Raw genomic sequence first — 17,610 nt, 5'->3', positions numbered from 1 at the left:
GCTGGTATGTCTAAGTACGACTCCCATTTAAAATGTTCGTTTTGTGGCAAGTCTCAAGAGCAGGTGCGTAAGTTGATCGCAGGCCCGGGAGTCTACATCTGCGATGAATGCGTTGACTTGTGTAATGAAATACTAGATGAAGAGTTACTAGATACTAATGGGGCGGCGGCGCAACCAGCACCAAAATCAGAACCACCTCAAAAACGTCGCACCCGTTCGTCCAGTCTCTCCTTGAGCCAAATACCCAAACCTACAGAGATAAAAAAATACCTAGACGAACACGTCATAGGTCAGGATGAAGCCAAGAAAGTTTTATCAGTTGCCGTTTACAATCACTACAAGCGGCTGGCGATATTACAAGCTAAAGGCAGTGGCAAAAATGGTGCTGATGATGCTGTAGAACTGCAAAAATCCAATATTCTCTTAATTGGCCCGACTGGTTGTGGCAAAACTCTCTTAGCCCAAAGCCTCGCCAAAATTTTAGATGTCCCCTTTGCAGTTGCTGATGCCACCACTCTGACAGAAGCAGGGTATGTAGGGGAAGATGTCGAAAATATCCTACTACGACTACTGCAAGTGGCTGATTTGGATGTTGAAGAAGCGCAGCGAGGCATTATCTACATCGACGAAATCGATAAAATCGCTCGTAAGAGTGAAAACCCCTCGATTACCCGCGACGTTTCCGGCGAAGGTGTGCAGCAAGCCTTACTCAAGATGTTGGAAGGCACAATTGCCAATGTTCCACCCCAAGGCGGACGCAAGCACCCTTATCAAGACTGTATCCAAATCGATACCAGTAATATTCTATTTGTTTGTGGCGGAGCTTTCGTAGGCTTAGAAAAGGTTGTAGAGCAAAGAGGCGGCAAAAAGGCCATAGGCTTTGTGCAACCCGGAGAGGTGCAAACAAAAGAAAAGCGGGCAGCAGATGTACTTCGTCATCTCGAACCAGATGATTTAGTCAAATTTGGCATGATTCCCGAATTTATCGGACGAGTACCAATGGTAGCGGTGGTAGATCCCCTAGATGAAGAAGCTTTAATGGCAATTCTCACCCAACCACGCAGTGCCTTAGTCAAGCAGTACCAAAAACTGCTGAAGATGGATAACGTCCAACTAGATTTTAAACAAGATGCCTTAAGAGCGATCGCGCAAGAAGCCTATCGGCGAAAAACTGGTGCGAGAGCTTTACGCGGTATTGTAGAGGAACTCATGCTAGATGTGATGTACGAGTTACCATCCCGTAAAGATGTAACTCGCTGCACTGTCACACGAGAAATGGTTGAGAAGCGTTCAACAGCTGAACTCATAGTACATCCATCTTCATTACCCAAACCAGAATCAGCATAATTACTAATTCGTAATACTCGCTTTGAGAGTATTACGAATTATTTTGACTATGGACTCTTGAAAAATGCCTTATGTAAATGTTCGTGGCGTTGAGCATTATTACGAGTGGGTGAAACAGCCATCTGATAATTTGGCAAAGCCTGTGATGGTATTCATTCATGGTTGGGCTGGTTCTGCTAGGTACTGGAAAAGTACAGCGAATGCTTTAGTAGACCAGTTTGATTGTCTACTCTATGATATGCGTGGATTTGGGCGTTCTCAGGGTAAACCAACGGTTGTCCAAGCCAGTGAGTCTGTTGCTGAATCACAGTCAAGCCAAGAAAAATTTCAGGCAATTCAAGAGCTAAGTTATGAGTTAGAAGAATATGCTGAAGATTTGGCAGTTTTATTAGATGAATTGCACCTCCAGCGTGTTTATATTAATGCTCATTCAATGGGTGCTTCTGTTGCGGCCTTGTTTTTTAATCTTTATCCCCAACGAGTCGAAAAAGGCATTTTAACTTGTAGTGGGATTTTTGAGTATGACGAAAAAGCCTTTACATCCTTCCATAAATTTGGGGGTTATGTAGTTAAATTCCGTCCCAATTGGTTAGGAAAAATACCATTTGTTGACAGGATGTTTATGGCGAGGTTTTTGCATCGTCCAATCCCAAAATATGAGCGTCAGGCTTTTTTACAAGATTTTCTCGACGCTGATTATGATACTGCTTTAGGTACTATTTTTACTTCGGTAAGCAAGGCACAGGCGGAATTAATGCCGCATGAGTTTGCTAAGTTACAAGTGCCGACTCTACTAATTTCCGGGGAGTATGACAAAATTATTCCGGCTCAAATGGGGCGACAAGCAGCAGCATTAAATGAAAAGGTAGAGTTTTTCATGATTCCTAATACCGCGCATTTTCCGATGTTGGAGGATGCAGGGACTTACCTGCGGCGCGTGCGGGAGTTTTTACAAGTTCCAGTGCGGTGCTGAATGGTGGGTGGAAAGTTTACCCACAGAGAAGTTCGAGCCGAGGAAGCCTAGGCTCGAAACTTGGGGAGGCGCATTCGCGGAGCGTCCCACAGGGAAGGCGCAGAAAATAGATTACAGTTACTGTCATTATCTAATCACTTTTAGATGCTGTACTTCATTGATCTGCGTATTATTACATCGATTTCAAGCTAAATCGAACAGTAACAATTCTGTACTAATGTTAGTACCAATCTCTAACTGTTCTTCGCCATTAATTTGTACGCCATCCCCGGCTCTCAATTCTTCCCCATGCAAAGTGGCGACACCTTGAGCAATTTGTAACCAAACATAACGATTTGGTTTGACGTGATAATTGACCACATCACCAGGTTCTAAAACAGACGAGTAGATATCCACATTTTGGTGAATAGTTACAGCACCATCACGTCCATCTTTAGCCGCAACTAAGCGGAGTTGACCGCGTTTTTCTTCTGCGGAAAAAGCTTTTTGCTCATATCTAGGTGAGAGTCCTTGCTGATCAGGTAAAATCCAGATTTGCAGCAGGTGTAGTGGCTCAGTTTGGGAGTGATTAAATTCACTATGCTGAATACCAGTACCAGCACTCATTATTTGCACATCGCCAGGACGAATGACTGAACCTGTACCCAAACTATCTTTATGCTCTACTGCACCTGATAGCACATAGGTGAGAATTTCCATGTCACGATGACCGTGGGTAGGAAATCCCGCACCCGGTGCAATGCGGTCATCATTAATCACTCGTAAGGTACGGAATCCCATCCGATTGGGATCATAGAAACTGCTGAAGGAAAATGTATGGGAACTATCAAGCCAACCAGTTTGACTATGACCGCGATCGCTGCGACCATGAACTAGATAGTTAATTGTATTTGGAGACATGAATTTACCTCACTTTTAAATTAGAGACTAGGCAATGAAAAAATTTTATTTTTATGGGAAATTTATCTAACTTTTATCTTTTAAATTACTAAAGTTTTTTGTCTGAATTTGAACTATCTAAATAGTAAGATACATCCATACAAAATGAAAAGTACGCACTGAAAAGTGGCGTACTTACCAAAAGGATACTATTCAATACGATTCCGATAATTTGCCGAAATAACAACGCCTATAGAGATGTTGAATTGCAACATCTCTACAACAGCAAAAATTCCCCAAAAATATTTATCTCAGCGCAGCTTTTTGTTGAGTTTTCACGCCAGATACACCATTCCCTTCCTTAACTGCTGATGCTTGTAGATGCGCCTCTAAGAACCACAGCCGCTTGTCAATGGTGCGGGAAATTTCAGTGTATAGGTCAGCAGTATCAGCATCGCCTAAATCATCAGTTTTAGCGATCGCTCCTCGGATATGCTTGGCATAAGGTGCAAAGCGGTCTGCTAAGGCTGCTACGTGTTCTTGACCATCCAAAATATCAAAAGGATATTCTGGCAAAATAGAATTTTGAGCAGCTGAACGAGCTGTACCAACAGCATATCCACCTAAAGCTGTGACTCTTTCTGCCACCATATCAACAAACTCTTCCAATTCGCCTGCTAGTTCATCAAACAATTCGTGTAATTGATAGAAATCAGTCCCTTTGACATTCCAGTGAGCTTGTTTGCTTTGAGTTTTCAAGTCCAAAGTAGCTGCTAAAGTTTGGTTGAGGATAGCGACGATTTGCACTCGCACTTCAGCCGGAATGTCTATACGGGTGGGGTACAGACGTGTTGATAGAGTATTTTCACTCATTGTTCTACCTAATGGCTTGTCAGAATTCACTCTATAGATACTATTGCGAATAGCGTGTTGTGCGAAACTTCCTGGCGATAGATAGCGATTATGACAGGAAGGATGCCAATGATGGATGGCTAAAATAGCTGAATGTGCTATGTAACGGTCATTTTAGCCATAAATTTAGCTTTGATGGTTATTTATGAAACTAAATGTACCACTAAACAAGCGATCGCGAATGGTATCATTTTACAATCATTGAGACTCTCCGTGCCTAAAAGGTAGGACTTTTCTCCCCAGTCCCCTTAAATTTTCACTTGTTCTCTGTATGTTCTGGGTGTAATACCTATTAACCTACGAAAGACATTGGTGAAGTGACTTTGGCTTTGAAAGCCAACTTGTTGGCAGATTTTTTCTATAGATTGATTGCTTTGAGCCAAGAGTTTTTTTGATCGCTCAATTCGGCAATTCATCACATACTGATGTGGTGCAAAGCCTGTTGATTGTTTGAACAGCCGCGAAAAATGGTACATACTCATATCTACTACCGCCGCAATCTCTGCCAAAGTTAAATCTTGGTTGAGGTTATCATTAATGTAGGCAATTGCTTGTCTGAGTTTCCAGCCAGAAAGACCTTTATCCCTAGAGTAATGAAGACTTGTTTTATTAGCTGCACAATAATGTTTGAGCAGGTGAACACAAAGTGTATTGGTCAGAGATTCAATATAAACACGGCTACCATTACTCTGAGATTCTAGTTCTGATTTGAGTGCTAACCCAATGTGATGAATTAATGGATCTGGTGCTGCAAAGCGTGGTTTGATTTCAAATTCTTGCCAATCACCTATTTCTATAGCAATTCGTCTCAAAAAAGCTGGTTCTAGGCTAATGATGATAAACTCTGCTGCCGATTGCCAGCGTGATATGTGATTGATATGAGCAGGAATAATTGCTACGTCTCCGTTGACTATATTCTCTTGTTGAAAATGTCCGTTAAATATTCGCTCTGCTTGGATAACTTGCGGCCTTAAGCTAATACTAATAACGTGTTGTTGAATAATATGTTCAGGAGTTTCATGGATAGGCTGTTGATGAACATCAAAACGTAACCCTTCCCATTGAGCATGGTAACTAGAAATCAGGGGCGATCGCGGTAGAATTTCCCCATAGGAATCTTCTTGAGCTAGATCAACACTCAGGATTTTCTCTTCCGGCATCATTCTCACCCACAAGTTTTTAGGTTTCAGTGTAAAATTTATTCAATCTCTCAATCAGCTTGATGATACTTTGTTAAATCAAGTATTTATGGGAATTTATCAATAAAATAATACTTAATCGACTGGAAATTTACTGCTTTAATATATATTAAGATATTTTGCGTAATATTGTTACCAAAAAGATGGGTTATTAATGATGAATTACTATTTTATTTACGATGGCAACTGTAATCTCTGCGTGACTTTAGTGCAGTTACTAGAAACTCTAGACCAAGGCAAAATATTTCGTTATATCCCCATGCAGGATGAGCAAACCCTTGCTCAATGGCTTATCACATCTGAAGATTGTCAACAAGGGATGATGTTAATTGATGCCAATATGCCTGATAGACGTTGGCAGGGTAGTAATGCAGCCGAAGAAATTGGCCGATTGTTGCCCCTTGGTAGCATTTTTGTAGACGCATATCGAGCTTTACCGGGGGCAAAATGGGCAGGCGATCGCTTCTACGAACAAATCCGCGACAATCGTTATACCCTGTTTGGTAACCGGACTAGTACGTATCAATCAGCTTATTGTTTTGATGATAATTGCAGAAGTTAGGGGACAGGGGAGGCAGAGGGAGAAAATCCAATTCCCAATTGCTAATTCCTAATCACTTGGTTTATTAAACACTTCTAAAATCTGGCGGCAAACTTGTTTCAGTCTCTCTGTAACCTCTATAGAAGGGATAGACTCCCCGACAAAACTCCAAGTTTCTACTGTAGAAAGTCGCCACACCTCACCACGATGGTCAAACCCTGCTACCTCTAAGCCAATTGCTCGTCGTGATTTCGTGATGGGGTCTTGGTGAAAGCGGATTTGAATTAAGACACTGCGACTGCGCCAAGATTTACTAACACCTGGAAAATGAAAACCTATATCTATAGAATCTGGATCAACTAATTCTCTGGTGTCTGGGTCATTTTTCCAGGGGTTTAAATCTGATTTGGCATCAGGAAACTCGAATTTGAACAAGTTAACTGCTGTAGCAATCTTGCTGGCGAGTTCAAGGTTAGTTGCCTGTTCAGCTGCATTCACGAAAAAAACACTCCTTGATGTGGACTGAATTAAAGGTGGGGAGTGGGGAACTCGGGGCCCCCTCTGGGGATAAGGGGTAATGGGGATTAAGTCAATTATCCAGTCTTTAGCCTCTAGCTTCTAGTCTTTAGCCTTTAATTAAGTAATTGTACTTAAAATTTTTACCAAAATAGTTTATAATGAGCTTTTTGTGGAAGAATGTCAACAGACATATGCAAAATTTTCTTCAAAATCATTTGCTAGTAGGAACGATAAATTACCTCAGCGATATAGAATTACACTGTGAATCAGCATAAAGAAACCAACCAATTTCAGTGTATGGCGCGTCAACGCTCAATTATTTCATTACTTATCGTACTGGTAGCAACATTTCTAGTTAGTTGCGGCAGTCCTACTGCTACAGTTGCACCTCCAACTTACACAACTGCTCAACTTGAGAAAATTCAGGTACACTCACCTGAGATTAAAGCTGTGCGCGATCGCGCAGGTGAACTGAAAACCCTGATTCAAAAAGGTGACTGGATCAATGTGGGTAATTTTATCCACGGCCCTATTACAGAAGCTAGGTTGAGCATAACTTATATCACACCCAACCTACTCCCTAAAGAACAATCCGCAGCCCGGCAAATTAACAAAGATTTGCTCAGTCACTTGGTTAAAATCGATCAGGCGGCTAGTGCTGGTAATACTCAACTGGCCTTAAGTAATTATCAAGCTGCTTTTGCAGATATTGATAAATTCATTCAACTGCTGCCTGAAACCAGCAGCGAATCAGAGGCTAGCTAGGATAGGGGATAGGGGACAGGGGAGACAAGGGAGAATTTTTTCTCAGTTCTCAATGACCCATTCCCTATTCCCTCTCTCATAAGCAAAAATCATGGATGTAGCGATTATCGGTTGTGGCGTAGTTGGGGCAGCGATCGCCTATGAACTCAGTCAAGTTCCAGGAATCAAAATTACAGTATTTGACAAACAGCCCCCAGCACAAGCTTCTACAGGTGCAGCACTGGGTGTTTTAGTGGGGATAATTAGCCATAAAATCAAGGGTAAAGCTTGGCAACTGCGACAAACGAGCATCCAACGTTATGAAACTTTAATTCCTGAACTGGAAGCATTAACAGGGCGTACCATCCCTTTTAACCGTCAAGGTATTCTCAACCTTTGTCTAGAAAACGAAAACTTAGAAGGCTGGGAAAAGTTAGCAGAAGTGCGTCACTCCCAAGGCTGGAAGTTGGAAATTTGGGATAAGGCTAAACTCAAAGATATTTGTCCGCAAGTTAATCACCCCCAAGTTACTGGTGCTGTCTACTCTCCCCAAGACCGCCAACTCGACCCCACGGTGTTGACTTTGGCTTTAGTTGAGGCAGCCCAGCAAAAAGGCGTAAATTTTCAGTTTGGTGTCAATGTTTTAGGTATATCCAGTCCAGAGAATAGCAAATGTACCTCTGTGGAAACGACAGCAGGTAATTTCACTGCCGATTGGATAATTATCTCGGCTGGGTTGGGTTCTACTGCATTGACAGCACAGTTAAATCAAAAAATAGATATTCGTCCTGTACTGGGGCAAGCTTTGCAAGTATCCCTAGGGCATCCGTTAGGCAAATCTGACTTTCAACCAGCCATCAACGGTAGTGATGTGCATATTGTCCCGATTGGTGGCGGCGACTACTGGATAGGTGCAACAGTAGAGTTTCCTGTAGATAGTGATGAGATTTCAGCCAATCAAGAATTATTGGAGTCACTAAAACAAAAAGCGATCGCCTTTTGTCCAGAGTTAGCTACAGCCAAAATCATCCGCACTTGGTCAGGTTTACGTCCCCGTCCCGAAGGTCGTCCAGCACCAGTTATTGGTGAATTGCCTGGGTTTAGTAATGTTCTGTTAGCGACTGGACATTATCGTAATGGGGTTTTGCTTGCACCAGCTACAGCGAGCATAATTCGAGAACAAATAATTTGTAATTCGTAATTCGTAACGATGCTCCCCCTGTCCCCTGTCACCTGTCCCCTGTCACCTTCTCCCCTACAGTGACTCCATTTCTAACCAGATGACCATCTTCCATGTAAATAATACGGTCGGCGATATCTAAAATGCGGTTGTCGTGGGTAACTAGTAAAATGGTACAGCTTTGCTCTTTGGCTAGTTTCTGCATTAGTTCCACGACATCGCGACCAGATTGTTTATCAAGGGCTGCTGTTGGTTCATCAGCTAAGACAATTTTAGGCTGACTGACTAAAGCACGAGCGATCGCCACCCGTTGTTTTTGTCCGCCTGATAAGTTATCTGGGTAGTAATGTAGTCTCTCTCCTAATCCCACTTCTTCTAAGATATGTTGCGATCGCTTCAGCATTTCTTGAGGTGAAATTTTCGCTTGCACTTCCAAACCCATACGGACATTTTGAATTGCAGTCAAGCTACCATGCAGGTTATGCGCTTGGAAAATATAACCGTTATTGCGTCGCGCTTGAGTTAACTGTTTACTACTAGCGTCACAAAGTTCTTTACCTAATATTCGCAAGCTACCCGACTGGGCAGAACGCAAACCACCTACCAAAGTCAACAACGTAGTTTTCCCAGAACCTGAAGGCCCTGTCATAATCACAATTTCCCCGGCATTAATTTCCAGGTTGATATTAAATAAAACCTGCTTTTGGAGTTGACCACTACCAAAGTAATGATCTAAGCTTTCAATAGCAATCACAGACTCAGAATTCACAGTGTACATTTTGAATTTTGAATTTTGAATTGTTTAAAACATATCTGCCGGGTCAGCCGCTTGCAATCTCCGAGTGGCGATCGCTCCAGAGAAAGCACACATAATTATTGTTAAAAAGAAAACTATTATGGCTCTCACTGCGGTCATATATATTGGTAAGTTCGTAGCATTTGCAGCTAACTGATATAGTCCCAAGGGAACAATAAATCCGGGAATGAAACCCAATGCTGCTAATATAATTGCCTCTTCAAAAATCACACCCAATAGATAAGAATTAGGATAGCCCATTGCTTTGAATGTGGCGTATTCTTTCATGTGGGCATTAACATCTGTTGAGAGGACTTGATAGACAATAATGACACCCACCATGAAACCCATTGATACACCTAAACTAAAAATAAAACCAATGGGGCTTTCTTTTTTCCAGTAGTCTTCTTCAAATTTGATATATTCTGCACGAGTTAATACTTTGACATCTTCACTTTTTAAGTACGCTTTTAAAGCTGTTGCTACCTGCTGGGTGTCATATCCTGGTTGAATATTAATTAAGCCTAAACTAATACTTCCTGCTTGTCTTCTGGGGAATAAACGCAAAAAGTTTTCATCACTGGAAACTAAAGTACCATCCGCACCGAATGATGCTCCTAACTTGAATACGCCCCCAATGCTAATAGTACGTTTATCTACTTCTGTGGTGACAAGTTTACCTGCATTAATTTGCTGAAAAACCTGTTCATATTCTCCTCTGGCGGCACGGTCAAAAAGAAAGTTTTCTGGTAGTTTAATCTTATCTAGCTGACTGTTAACTTCTGGTAGATTCAGGGCTACTTGCTCAGGATTAAACCCAATAGCTTGTACTGTAGTTTTCTGGCGAGTTTGGGGGTTTTTCCAAGTGACTAAACCGATATATATGCCTTGTGTTGACTTTACACCAGGTACATCCGCAGCTTGCAAGAGTCGCCGCCGGGAAAAGGTAGCTAAATTCTGCATATTACGGCTTTGGGGACTGATTAATATGATGTCTGTTAAAAAGGCGCGATTGAGGCGGGTGTTGCTGTCATACAAGGCATTTTGAAAGCCAAGCTGCATAAAAATTAGGACATCAGCAAAGGCAATACCTGCTAATGCAACAAGTAAGCGACTTTTGTGATGGCTGAGTTGTAACCATCCGAGGGGTGTACGCCGTTGGAGTTCTAGAATTAATCCCATCACAGTTGAATCACCGCCTTGATTTGCAAATTGGTAAATTTTGCAGCTTTATCGCTGGAAGTTTCATCTAGTTGTACATGAACTTCTACAACTCTGGAATCAATATTTTCACTGGGGTCAGTGTTGATAATGTTTTGTCGTTGCACCTTCCAGCCAATCCAATCTACTGTTCCTTGTAAGTTGCCTTGGAGAGAATTACTTGATATCTGCACCTTTTGTCCTGGTAGGACTTTGTTGACATCGCTTTGGTAAACTTCCACCACTGCATACATTTGGTTAGTTTGCCCAATTTCCACGATGCCGTCGTTAGATACTATTTCACCTGCACGGGTATGAATGTCAAAGATCACACCCTCTTGGGGAGATTTAACATAGGTTTGGGCTAGATTTGCTTGGGCTTGTTTGGCAGATGCGATCGCCCGGTTAACTTCGGCTTTAGCTGCGGCTATATCTACGGGACGCACTTCAGCTATTTTGTCTAAGGTGGCTGCTGCTGCACTCACTTGCTGGTCGCCAGTAGCATTCATTCTAGCTAAGGCGGTTTTGGCTTCGCTGATTTGCCTGCGTCCAGTGCTATCAATTCTTTGCAGGTTAGCTTTGGCTTCATTCCTCTGCTGGATAATGGTATCTACACTTAACCTTTTGCTGTCAAATGCAGATTGGGAAATTGCCCCGTCAGTATAAAGTTGCTGGTAGCGTTGAAATTCTACTTGGGCGTTTTTTAATTCTGCTTCTAATCTTTTAATAGTAGCTTGTTGGGCTGTAGTTTCACCTTGCAACTGGGCTTCTAACCTAGCAACTGTTTGCTGTTGTTCTCTGTCACTCCCTACTGTCTGTGCTTGTAAGCGGGCGATTTCGGCTTTTTGGGCTACTATTTCGCCATCTTTAGCCCCCAACTGCACTTTTTCTAAGTTTATCTGGGCAAGTTTCACCGCCGCTTGGGCTTCTTGATATGCTGCTTGTAGGCGATCGCGATTATCTAAAATTGCAATTACCCGTCCAGCTTTTACTATATCCCCTTCTTTAACTAATAGTGTCTCTACCCGACTCCCTTGACTAGATGAGGGTGCAGAAACTTTAATTGCCGTTCCTTTTGGCTCTAGTCTACCCAAAGCTGTCACCGTTGTGACTGGCGGTAGGCTGACTTGGGTAATTTCGCTAGCACTAGAAGATTGTGCTTGACTTTGCCAAAATCTATAACCATTAAGTCCGGCGATCGCAAAACCTGTAGCTGCTGCCAGTATGATGAATGGGCGAGAGCTAGGTTTGAAAAATGCGGAACTTTTAGCTGCTATATCGCGCACCATAAGCCCTCTTTTCTTCGTATGCTAAATAAACTATTTAGTTTAGTTACCTAAAACTAAACTAAACTGTCCATTACAATAATGTCAAGGGTCTTCTGGGAAAATAAAAGACTAGATGCCAGTATTTGTTCCTCACTCTCCACTCCCGATGTCCAAAAGATGCGAAAAAAGAAGATACAAACAGAAGATAAAGTAGACGCTATCCTTGCTGGTGCGATGCAAGAGTTTTTGATACACGGTTATGCTGCTACATCAATGGATAGGGTGACAGCCGCCGCAGGTGTTTCTAAAACAACTGTTTACAGCTACTTTCAAGATAAAGAGGGATTGTTTACCGCTTTAATTGAACGACTTGCAAAAGAAAAATATCTTGCAGTCCAAGACCCAGAATTTTTACAAGGAGAACCACAGCTAGTTCTACGCCGCCTAGCAAACCATATTTTGGCTCAAGTCCATCAAGAACAAGAGTTGTTAAACTTGGTGAGATTGATTATTGGGGAGTCTGGACGCTTTCCCTCTCTAGCAAGGGTCTTTGTCAGCAATATAGATAAGCCTGGGTTGGATTTGGTGAGTCGGTATTTTACTGATCATCCAGAATTGCAATTACCTGACCCGCAAGTAGCAGCACGTATCTTTCTGGGGACATTGATACATTTCACGATTATTAACAGTATGCTGCATGGTCAAGATATTCTACCAATGGAGCGCGATCGCCTCATTGACAACCTAGTCAAATTGATGACGATAAATCTCTCAAACAGTACGTCTACTAATCAGTATTCTGGGACTAAGCAGAAATCACCTAGACGCAAACGCAGTGCTTCGGGTAAGTTTGAGATGGACTATGGTAATGAGCCTAAGCAATTGAGGTCTATTAGATTGACAGATACAGCTTGGGAAAAGTTAGCAGAACTAGCAGCTAAACATAACTTGACTCGTACTGAAGCCATTGAAATTTTTGCTCGTCAAGGCTTTGTAGAGAATCATGAGCCAGACATTTCAGGGTTATAGTTGCCGAATATATGTATATACATGGAAAAATGTAAAACTTCAAGTAGATACCTTCTATGCCTTGTTAAATGTATATACATGGAAAATTTTTACACGTTAGTTTTGAAGGTTCGTAGTATTCGCGTAGCGTCTGTCTACGACACGCTCCGCGAACGTAGAGAGGACTTTAGTCCTTAGAAAAATCAGGACTAAAGTCCTTACTACAAACTTGCTTATCCCTCAATTCAAATTTGATGACCTACTACTCCCCACTCAGCACTCAGCACTCTCTTGCTTGTTAATTGGATGTTGTTTTTCAGCCATTTGTATAAGTTCTTGAGGCGATTTTCGCCGATTAACCATCAGACGGGGAATTTGATAATAATTGTTGATGCAAGTGTGATTTAACACTTCATTGTTATATAAATATCCTGTGAGATAATATCTAGAAACATATAATGCTACCTGTTGATTAGTAGTTCCATAGGGATAGGCAAAATGAGATGCAACCTTTTGTTCTGGGTCTAAATCTTGTGTACACTGCCTTAATATTGTCCTGGCTTGTACAAGTTCCCTGAGTAACTCTCGACGTGATAGTTTAGTTAAATCTTTATGCTTCAGTCCGTGAGATTGAATATCATAAAAACCCTTTTGTAACCCTTCCCTTAACTCCTGACATCCCAAGTGAGTTTTACTATTAATTCCAGGTGTAGCTAAATTGCCGGGATTGATAAATAAGACAACTTTTATTTTTTTATTATATTTTTTTTCTAGCTTCGATAAGATAGGCAATAATTTTGTATGTACTGATTTATAACCATCATCAAAAGAAATCATAATGGGCTTTTGTTGGCGATTTTTAGCTGGGATTTCTTTGGATTTAGTTAAGAAAAAATCATATAAATCTTGAGTTGATAAAAACCAATAATCATTAACAACTAAATAGTCTAATAGTTTCTCTAGCTCTTGTTTAGAATACTGCATTTCATTAGTGTTGAGAGCTAAGGTAGTATTTTTCATGTCTACAAGGCCATGAAATCCCAAAATAGGCACTGTCGGCTCAGTGTGATTTAAGTTAAGCACTGCTAATGAGATGACAGAAACTAGACCTAGGCTCAACGGAAAATTCTGAGATTTTTGAGTTTGTGCTGAAATTTGTTCGTTATCTTCTGTCATTGTGGTAGTTGTTTCGCACCAAATCAATAATAAGGTGCGTTAGCTGTGCGATCGCTAAGTCATCAAAAATAAGCGCACCCTGAGTAGTTAGTAACTTTAGCATGCAATTTCTATTAATCTGGAAAAAGAAGTATGATACACTCTGGAAAACTTGAAAATTTTTTCATATGAATAATTATTCAAGCCATACCAAGGGTGAATGATGAACCCAAAAACTGTATCATCTCCAGACTTTTGCGCCCGTCAACTCAAAGTTTTAGCAGATACGACACGTCTATCTGTTCTAAAAATTCTCATGGAAGGCCCTAAACACGTTGGAGAACTGAATGCTGTCTTGAAGCTAGAGCAGAGTTTGTTATCTCACCATTTAAAAATCTTGCGGGAAGCAGGCTTTGTGGAGGCGACACGAGATGGGAAAGCGGTACTTTACCACTTTGCTCCTACCATGCGACAAGACAACAGTGGTAAGGCCATTGATTTAGGCTGTTGTCTCCTCTCCTTTGAATAAAATTTAGCAGCAATTTTTCAATGACAAAACTCAAAACCCTAGTATTTATTACTGTTGGTTTCATAATTTGCTTAGGACTACAATCTTGTACGCAACCATCCAAAATAGCCGCCCAAGGAAACGATAAGTTACAGGGAAAGCTAGTTTTAACAGGTTCTAGTACAGTAGCACCGTTGGCAGCAGAAATTGGTAAGCGATTTGAATCAGAGTACCCTGATGTGCGCGTGGATGTGCAAACGGGGGGTTCATCTCGCGGTATTGCCGATGCTCGCACAGGCGTTGCTAATATTGGTATGGTGTCTCGTAGCCTCAAAGATGAGGAACAAGATTTACAAGCTTTTACGATCGCCCGCGATGGGATTGGCATAATTTTGCACAAAAATAATCCAGAAAAATCCCTGTCAAATCAACAAATCGTCAATATTTATACTGGTAAAATTAACAACTGGCAACAGATTAATGGTGAAAATGCAACAATTACAGTTGTCAATAAAGCTGAAGGACGTTCTACCCTCGAATTGTTTCTTGGCTACTTCAAACTCAAGAATAGCGATATCAAACCATCGGTTGTGATTGGAGACAATCAGCAAGGTATTAAGACAGTAGCAGGTAATCCCAATTCTATTGGTTATGTATCGATTGGTACAGCCGAATTTAGTCTCAACAACGGCGTTCCTATCAAATTATTGCCCTTGAATGGAGTCACAGCCACCACAAAGAATGTCCAGAATGAGACATTTCCCCTTTCCCGCCCTCTGAATTTGGTTACTAAAACCCAGCCACAAGGGTTAGATAAAGCATTTATCGAGTTTGCACAGTCGCCACAAGTCCATGACATTGTTAAAAAACAGGATTTTGTCCCCGTCTCAAAGTGATATCGTTCTCTTGTGGATATTACGGTTATTAGGTTTAATTACAGGTATTATTGTTGTCTTAATTACCACATTCTTATTACTCGAAGCATTGCCGATACTGCGACAGGTAGGATGGTTGCGTTTTGCCAGCGATCCGTCGTGGCATCCAGTTCAAGAATTTTATAACCTAATGCCAATGCTGTGGGGGAGTCTTTTAGTGACAATCGGTGCTGTACTGTTTGCTGCACCTTTAGGCATTGGCTCGGCAATATTTTGTCAGTATTATGCACCTCCTTTGATTGGGGGATTGTATCGGCAGTTAATTGAGCTACTTGCAGGCATTCCTTCTGTAGTTTACGGGTTCTGGGGTTTGGTTGTCCTTGTACCACTGATTGGTAAATTCCAACCACCAGGAACTAGCCTCCTCGCAGGAATAGCCATTTTGACATTAATGATTCTGCCGACGATCGCTTTAACCGCAGAGGCAAGTTTTTCTGAAGTCCCAACTGAGTATCTACAGGGTGCAGCCGCCTTGGGGATTTCTCGTTGGGCAACAATCAGCAGAGTTGTTTTACCTGCGGCTAAATCTGGTTTACTTACTGGTTTGATTCTAGGAACAGGACGCGCCATTGGGGAAACAATGGCAGTATTGATGGTTTGTGGCAATGTAGTACAAACACCCACCAGCTTATTTGACCCCGTTCGCACCCTCACTGCCAATATCGCTTTAGAGATGGCTTACGCCACAGGAAATCACCGTTCAGCATTGTTTTTCAGTGGCTTGTTGCTGATGGTAGCGATCGCCATCTTAGTCGCTATTGCCGAAGCTATGAGCAGGAGAAACGTTTATACATGAAGCTTCCATTACCTACCCTGATCCTTTGGGCGATCGCTCTATTTGTCACCGCTTTTTTCTGCTGGATTTTAGGTGATATCCTCTGGCATGGTGTAGGGCAGCTTGACTGGGAATTTCTGACAACTGCACCGCGAAATGCAGGGCGCGAGGGGAGAATTGCGCCAATTCTGATTTCTACTTGTCTGATTTTGGGAGTTTGCATAGCGGTTTCTCTTCCCCTTGGTGTTGGGACTGCCGTGCTATTAGCTGAATTTACCACCACGGAAAGTTTGTTTGGGCGTTTAGTTCGTCGTAGTTTGGATGTGTTGGCAGGAGTACCATCTATCGTTTTTGGCTTATTTGGCAATGCCTTTTTCTCCATTAAGTTGGGATTGGGCTTTTCGATTTTGTCCGGTGGTTTGACTTTAGCTTGTATGGTATTGCCTATATTGATTCGTTCCACAGAAGCAGGACTTCGGGCTGTTCCAGCTGATTATCGATTAGGGGCTGCGGCTTTGGGATTATCACGTACCACTACATTAGGGAAACTCCTATTACCAGCAGCGACACCGGGGTTCGTTGTGGGTTTAGTGCTGGGAATTGGTAGAGCGATCGCCGAGACAGCCGCACTGATTTTTACCAGTGGTTATGTAGATCGAATGCCAGAGTCATTACTGGATTCTGGGCGATCGCTATCAATTCACATTTTCGATTTATCAATGAATGTAGCTGGCGGGGATGGTAACGCCTACGCCTCTGCCTTGGTCTTGTTGACTTTATTATTGCTGGTCAATGGTATGGCAACTTGGACAGCCCAATTTTGGTTAGCTAGGAGAATTACATCTTGATGAAAAAATCTCAACTTACACAAAATTCTCGATTATCTCTGCCTGCAATGCAAACCGAACGGCTGAGTTTGTATTACGGGAAAAAAGCTGCTTTTACAGATGTAACTATACCAATTCAGGCAGGTCAGATTACTGCACTGGTAGGGCCTTCTGGCTGTGGCAAAACCAGTTTTTTGAGTTGTCTCAATCGCTTAACTGATTTAATACCTAATACCAAAGTTACTGGAAGCATTTGCTTAAATGATTTAGAAATTCTCAATCAGAGTGTGGATGCGATCGCACTACGTCGGCGTGTGGGTACAATCTTCCAAAAGCCCAATCCTTTCCCCTTCTCAATTTGGAAGAATCTAGCATTTCCGCTACAAGAACACGGGATCAAAAACCGCGAAAAACTTGATTGGCTAATTGAAAATACACTGCAAGATGTCGGACTGTGGACAGAAGTCAAGGATAGACTTCATACCTCTGCCTTATCTCTGTCTGGCGGACAAAAGCAGCGTTTGTGTATTGCCCGTGCTTTAGTTCTGCAACCAGAAGTATTACTATTTGATGAACCTTGTAGTGCGCTTGATCCAATTTCTAGTGGGGTCGTTGAGGATTTAATTGCTAGTCTGCGAGGACGTTACACAGTGGTAATTGTCACCCACAACCTCGCTCAAGCTAGACGCATTGGCGATTATGCTGCCTTGTTTTGGGTACAAGCAGAAGTGGGAAGATTAATCGAGTATGGTACAGTAGAGCAGATTTTTACAGCACCGCAGCAAGATTTGACGGCTGCCTATGTAAATGGTATTCGCGGGTAGTAAGCTCTTACACAGATAAA

General features: G+C 42.0%; 19 protein-coding genes. 11 read left to right on the top strand and 8 right to left on the bottom strand.

Annotation, left to right across the window (positions count from 1 at the left end; translation table 11 throughout):
- Positions 1-6: 6 nt before the first annotated feature.
- Together clpX and VB693_RS21585 are read left to right on the top strand one after the other, a co-directional pair.
- On the top strand, positions 7-1,347 hold the full coding sequence (gene clpX / locus VB693_RS21590; RefSeq protein ID WP_323268053.1) for an ATP-dependent protease ATP-binding subunit ClpX: 1,341 nt from the start codon (positions 7-9) through the stop codon (positions 1,345-1,347).
- Between the two features lie 64 nt (positions 1,348-1,411).
- On the top strand, positions 1,412-2,320 hold the full coding sequence (locus tag VB693_RS21585; RefSeq protein WP_323268052.1) for an alpha/beta hydrolase: 909 nt from the start codon (positions 1,412-1,414) through the stop codon (positions 2,318-2,320).
- A gap of 183 nt (positions 2,321-2,503) precedes the next feature.
- Here VB693_RS21585 and VB693_RS21580 read toward each other — a convergent pair whose 3' ends face one another.
- The 3 genes from VB693_RS21580 to VB693_RS21570 form a co-directional block, all read right to left on the bottom strand.
- The gene (locus tag VB693_RS21580; RefSeq protein WP_323268051.1) at positions 2,504-3,220 is read right to left on the bottom strand and encodes a pirin family protein; all 717 of its coding nucleotides are present in this window, start codon (positions 3,218-3,220) and stop codon (positions 2,504-2,506) included.
- Positions 3,221-3,505: 285 nt separating this feature from the next.
- A complete protein-coding gene (gene dps, locus VB693_RS21575; protein ID WP_323268050.1) occupies positions 3,506-4,072 on the bottom strand; it encodes a DNA starvation/stationary phase protection protein Dps in 567 nt (188 codons plus the stop codon).
- A 287-nt stretch (positions 4,073-4,359) separates the two neighbouring features.
- On the bottom strand, positions 4,360-5,274 hold the full coding sequence (locus VB693_RS21570; RefSeq protein ID WP_416233411.1) for a helix-turn-helix domain-containing protein: 915 nt from the start codon (positions 5,272-5,274) through the stop codon (positions 4,360-4,362).
- Between the two features lie 193 nt (positions 5,275-5,467).
- Here VB693_RS21570 and VB693_RS21565 point away from each other — a divergent pair, with 193 nt between their 5' ends.
- On the top strand, positions 5,468-5,872 hold the full coding sequence (locus VB693_RS21565; RefSeq protein WP_323268072.1) for a thiol-disulfide oxidoreductase DCC family protein: 405 nt from the start codon (positions 5,468-5,470) through the stop codon (positions 5,870-5,872).
- Positions 5,873-5,920: 48 nt separating this feature from the next.
- Here VB693_RS21565 and VB693_RS21560 read toward each other — a convergent pair whose 3' ends face one another.
- A complete protein-coding gene (locus VB693_RS21560; protein WP_190699250.1) occupies positions 5,921-6,349 on the bottom strand; it encodes a hypothetical protein in 429 nt (142 codons plus the stop codon).
- Between the two features lie 318 nt (positions 6,350-6,667).
- On the opposite strand from VB693_RS21560, the gene psbQ reads away from it, so the two are divergent.
- Positions 6,668-7,135: a photosystem II protein PsbQ gene (gene psbQ, locus VB693_RS21555; RefSeq protein WP_323268071.1), complete on the top strand. Its 468-nt coding sequence runs from the start codon at positions 6,668-6,670 to the stop codon at positions 7,133-7,135.
- 91 nt (positions 7,136-7,226) lie between these two features.
- Positions 7,227-8,315, top strand: a complete 1,089-nt coding sequence (locus tag VB693_RS21550; protein ID WP_323268049.1) for an FAD-dependent oxidoreductase — start codon at positions 7,227-7,229, stop codon at positions 8,313-8,315.
- A 28-nt stretch (positions 8,316-8,343) separates the two neighbouring features.
- Here VB693_RS21550 and VB693_RS21545 read toward each other — a convergent pair whose 3' ends face one another.
- Genes VB693_RS21545 through VB693_RS21535 form a run of 3 tightly spaced genes read right to left on the bottom strand, consistent with a single transcriptional unit; the run spans position 8,344 to position 11,579 of the window.
- Positions 8,344-9,072, bottom strand: coding sequence for a DevA family ABC transporter ATP-binding protein (locus VB693_RS21545; RefSeq protein WP_323268048.1), 729 nt, complete (start codon positions 9,070-9,072; stop codon positions 8,344-8,346).
- 24 nt (positions 9,073-9,096) lie between these two features.
- The gene (gene devC / locus VB693_RS21540; protein WP_323268047.1) at positions 9,097-10,275 is read right to left on the bottom strand and encodes an ABC transporter permease DevC; all 1,179 of its coding nucleotides are present in this window, start codon (positions 10,273-10,275) and stop codon (positions 9,097-9,099) included.
- Positions 10,272-11,579 carry an ABC exporter membrane fusion protein gene (locus VB693_RS21535; RefSeq protein ID WP_323268046.1) on the bottom strand — a complete coding sequence of 436 codons (1,308 nt, stop codon included), beginning with the start codon at positions 11,577-11,579 and terminating at the stop codon, positions 10,272-10,274. Before VB693_RS21535 ends, devC begins: the two co-directional genes overlap by 4 nt.
- 156 nt (positions 11,580-11,735) lie before the next feature.
- On the opposite strand from VB693_RS21535, the gene VB693_RS21530 reads away from it, so the two are divergent.
- The gene (locus tag VB693_RS21530; RefSeq protein ID WP_323268070.1) at positions 11,736-12,587 is read left to right on the top strand and encodes a TetR/AcrR family transcriptional regulator; all 852 of its coding nucleotides are present in this window, start codon (positions 11,736-11,738) and stop codon (positions 12,585-12,587) included.
- A gap of 252 nt (positions 12,588-12,839) precedes the next feature.
- Here VB693_RS21530 and VB693_RS21525 read toward each other — a convergent pair whose 3' ends face one another.
- Entirely contained in the window at positions 12,840-13,742 is a 903-nt protein-coding gene (locus VB693_RS21525; protein WP_323268045.1) for a polysaccharide deacetylase family protein, read from the bottom strand.
- A 199-nt stretch (positions 13,743-13,941) separates the two neighbouring features.
- Here VB693_RS21525 and VB693_RS21520 point away from each other — a divergent pair, with 199 nt between their 5' ends.
- The 5 genes from VB693_RS21520 to VB693_RS21500 are packed head-to-tail and all read left to right on the top strand — an operon-like array spanning position 13,942 to position 17,590.
- Positions 13,942-14,250, top strand: coding sequence for an ArsR/SmtB family transcription factor (locus tag VB693_RS21520; protein ID WP_199319267.1), 309 nt, complete (start codon positions 13,942-13,944; stop codon positions 14,248-14,250).
- 20 nt (positions 14,251-14,270) lie between these two features.
- On the top strand, positions 14,271-15,125 hold the full coding sequence (locus VB693_RS21515) for a phosphate ABC transporter substrate-binding protein (protein ID WP_323268044.1): 855 nt from the start codon (positions 14,271-14,273) through the stop codon (positions 15,123-15,125).
- Entirely contained in the window at positions 15,082-15,960 is an 879-nt protein-coding gene (gene pstC / locus VB693_RS21510; protein ID WP_323268043.1) for a phosphate ABC transporter permease subunit PstC, read from the top strand. The genes VB693_RS21515 and pstC overlap by 44 nt, the downstream gene beginning before the upstream one ends.
- Positions 15,957-16,787, top strand: coding sequence for a phosphate ABC transporter permease PstA (pstA, locus tag VB693_RS21505; protein WP_323268042.1), 831 nt, complete (start codon positions 15,957-15,959; stop codon positions 16,785-16,787). The genes pstC and pstA overlap by 4 nt, the downstream gene beginning before the upstream one ends.
- On the top strand, positions 16,787-17,590 hold the full coding sequence (locus VB693_RS21500; RefSeq protein WP_323268041.1) for a phosphate ABC transporter ATP-binding protein: 804 nt from the start codon (positions 16,787-16,789) through the stop codon (positions 17,588-17,590). Before pstA ends, VB693_RS21500 begins: the two co-directional genes overlap by 1 nt.
- Positions 17,591-17,610: the final 20 nt, after the last annotated feature.

The organism is Anabaena sp. UHCC 0399, from assembly GCF_034931465.1.
In the GTDB taxonomy this organism is placed as follows: Bacteria; Cyanobacteriota; Cyanobacteriia; order Cyanobacteriales; family Nostocaceae; genus Trichormus; species Trichormus minutissimus.
Note: the sequence above shows the minus strand (reverse complement) of the source record. Positions and strands in the feature narration are given on the sequence as shown.

Excerpts from the sequence above, each read along its gene's own strand:
- clpX (WP_323268053.1), top strand. The coding sequence starts at position 7 with ATGTCTAAGTACGACTCCCATTTAAAATGTTCGTTTTGTGGCAAGTCT.
- VB693_RS21585 (WP_323268052.1), top strand. The coding sequence starts at position 1,412 with ATGCCTTATGTAAATGTTCGTGGCGTTGAGCATTATTACGAGTGGGTG.
- VB693_RS21580 (WP_323268051.1), bottom strand. The coding sequence starts at position 3,220 with ATGTCTCCAAATACAATTAACTATCTAGTTCATGGTCGCAGCGATCGC.
- dps (WP_323268050.1), bottom strand. The coding sequence starts at position 4,072 with ATGAGTGAAAATACTCTATCAACACGTCTGTACCCCACCCGTATAGAC.
- VB693_RS21570 (WP_416233411.1), bottom strand. The coding sequence starts at position 5,274 with ATGATGCCGGAAGAGAAAATCCTGAGTGTTGATCTAGCTCAAGAAGAT.
- VB693_RS21565 (WP_323268072.1), top strand. The coding sequence starts at position 5,468 with ATGAATTACTATTTTATTTACGATGGCAACTGTAATCTCTGCGTGACT.
- psbQ (WP_323268071.1), top strand. The coding sequence starts at position 6,668 with ATGGCGCGTCAACGCTCAATTATTTCATTACTTATCGTACTGGTAGCA.
- VB693_RS21550 (WP_323268049.1), top strand. The coding sequence starts at position 7,227 with ATGGATGTAGCGATTATCGGTTGTGGCGTAGTTGGGGCAGCGATCGCC.
- VB693_RS21545 (WP_323268048.1), bottom strand. The coding sequence starts at position 9,072 with ATGTACACTGTGAATTCTGAGTCTGTGATTGCTATTGAAAGCTTAGAT.
- VB693_RS21535 (WP_323268046.1), bottom strand. The coding sequence starts at position 11,579 with ATGGTGCGCGATATAGCAGCTAAAAGTTCCGCATTTTTCAAACCTAGC.
- VB693_RS21530 (WP_323268070.1), top strand. The coding sequence starts at position 11,736 with ATGCGAAAAAAGAAGATACAAACAGAAGATAAAGTAGACGCTATCCTT.
- VB693_RS21525 (WP_323268045.1), bottom strand. The coding sequence starts at position 13,742 with ATGACAGAAGATAACGAACAAATTTCAGCACAAACTCAAAAATCTCAG.
- VB693_RS21520 (WP_199319267.1), top strand. The coding sequence starts at position 13,942 with ATGATGAACCCAAAAACTGTATCATCTCCAGACTTTTGCGCCCGTCAA.
- VB693_RS21515 (WP_323268044.1), top strand. The coding sequence starts at position 14,271 with ATGACAAAACTCAAAACCCTAGTATTTATTACTGTTGGTTTCATAATT.
- pstC (WP_323268043.1), top strand. The coding sequence starts at position 15,082 with ATGACATTGTTAAAAAACAGGATTTTGTCCCCGTCTCAAAGTGATATC.
- pstA (WP_323268042.1), top strand. The coding sequence starts at position 15,957 with ATGAAGCTTCCATTACCTACCCTGATCCTTTGGGCGATCGCTCTATTT.
- VB693_RS21500 (WP_323268041.1), top strand. The coding sequence starts at position 16,787 with ATGAAAAAATCTCAACTTACACAAAATTCTCGATTATCTCTGCCTGCA.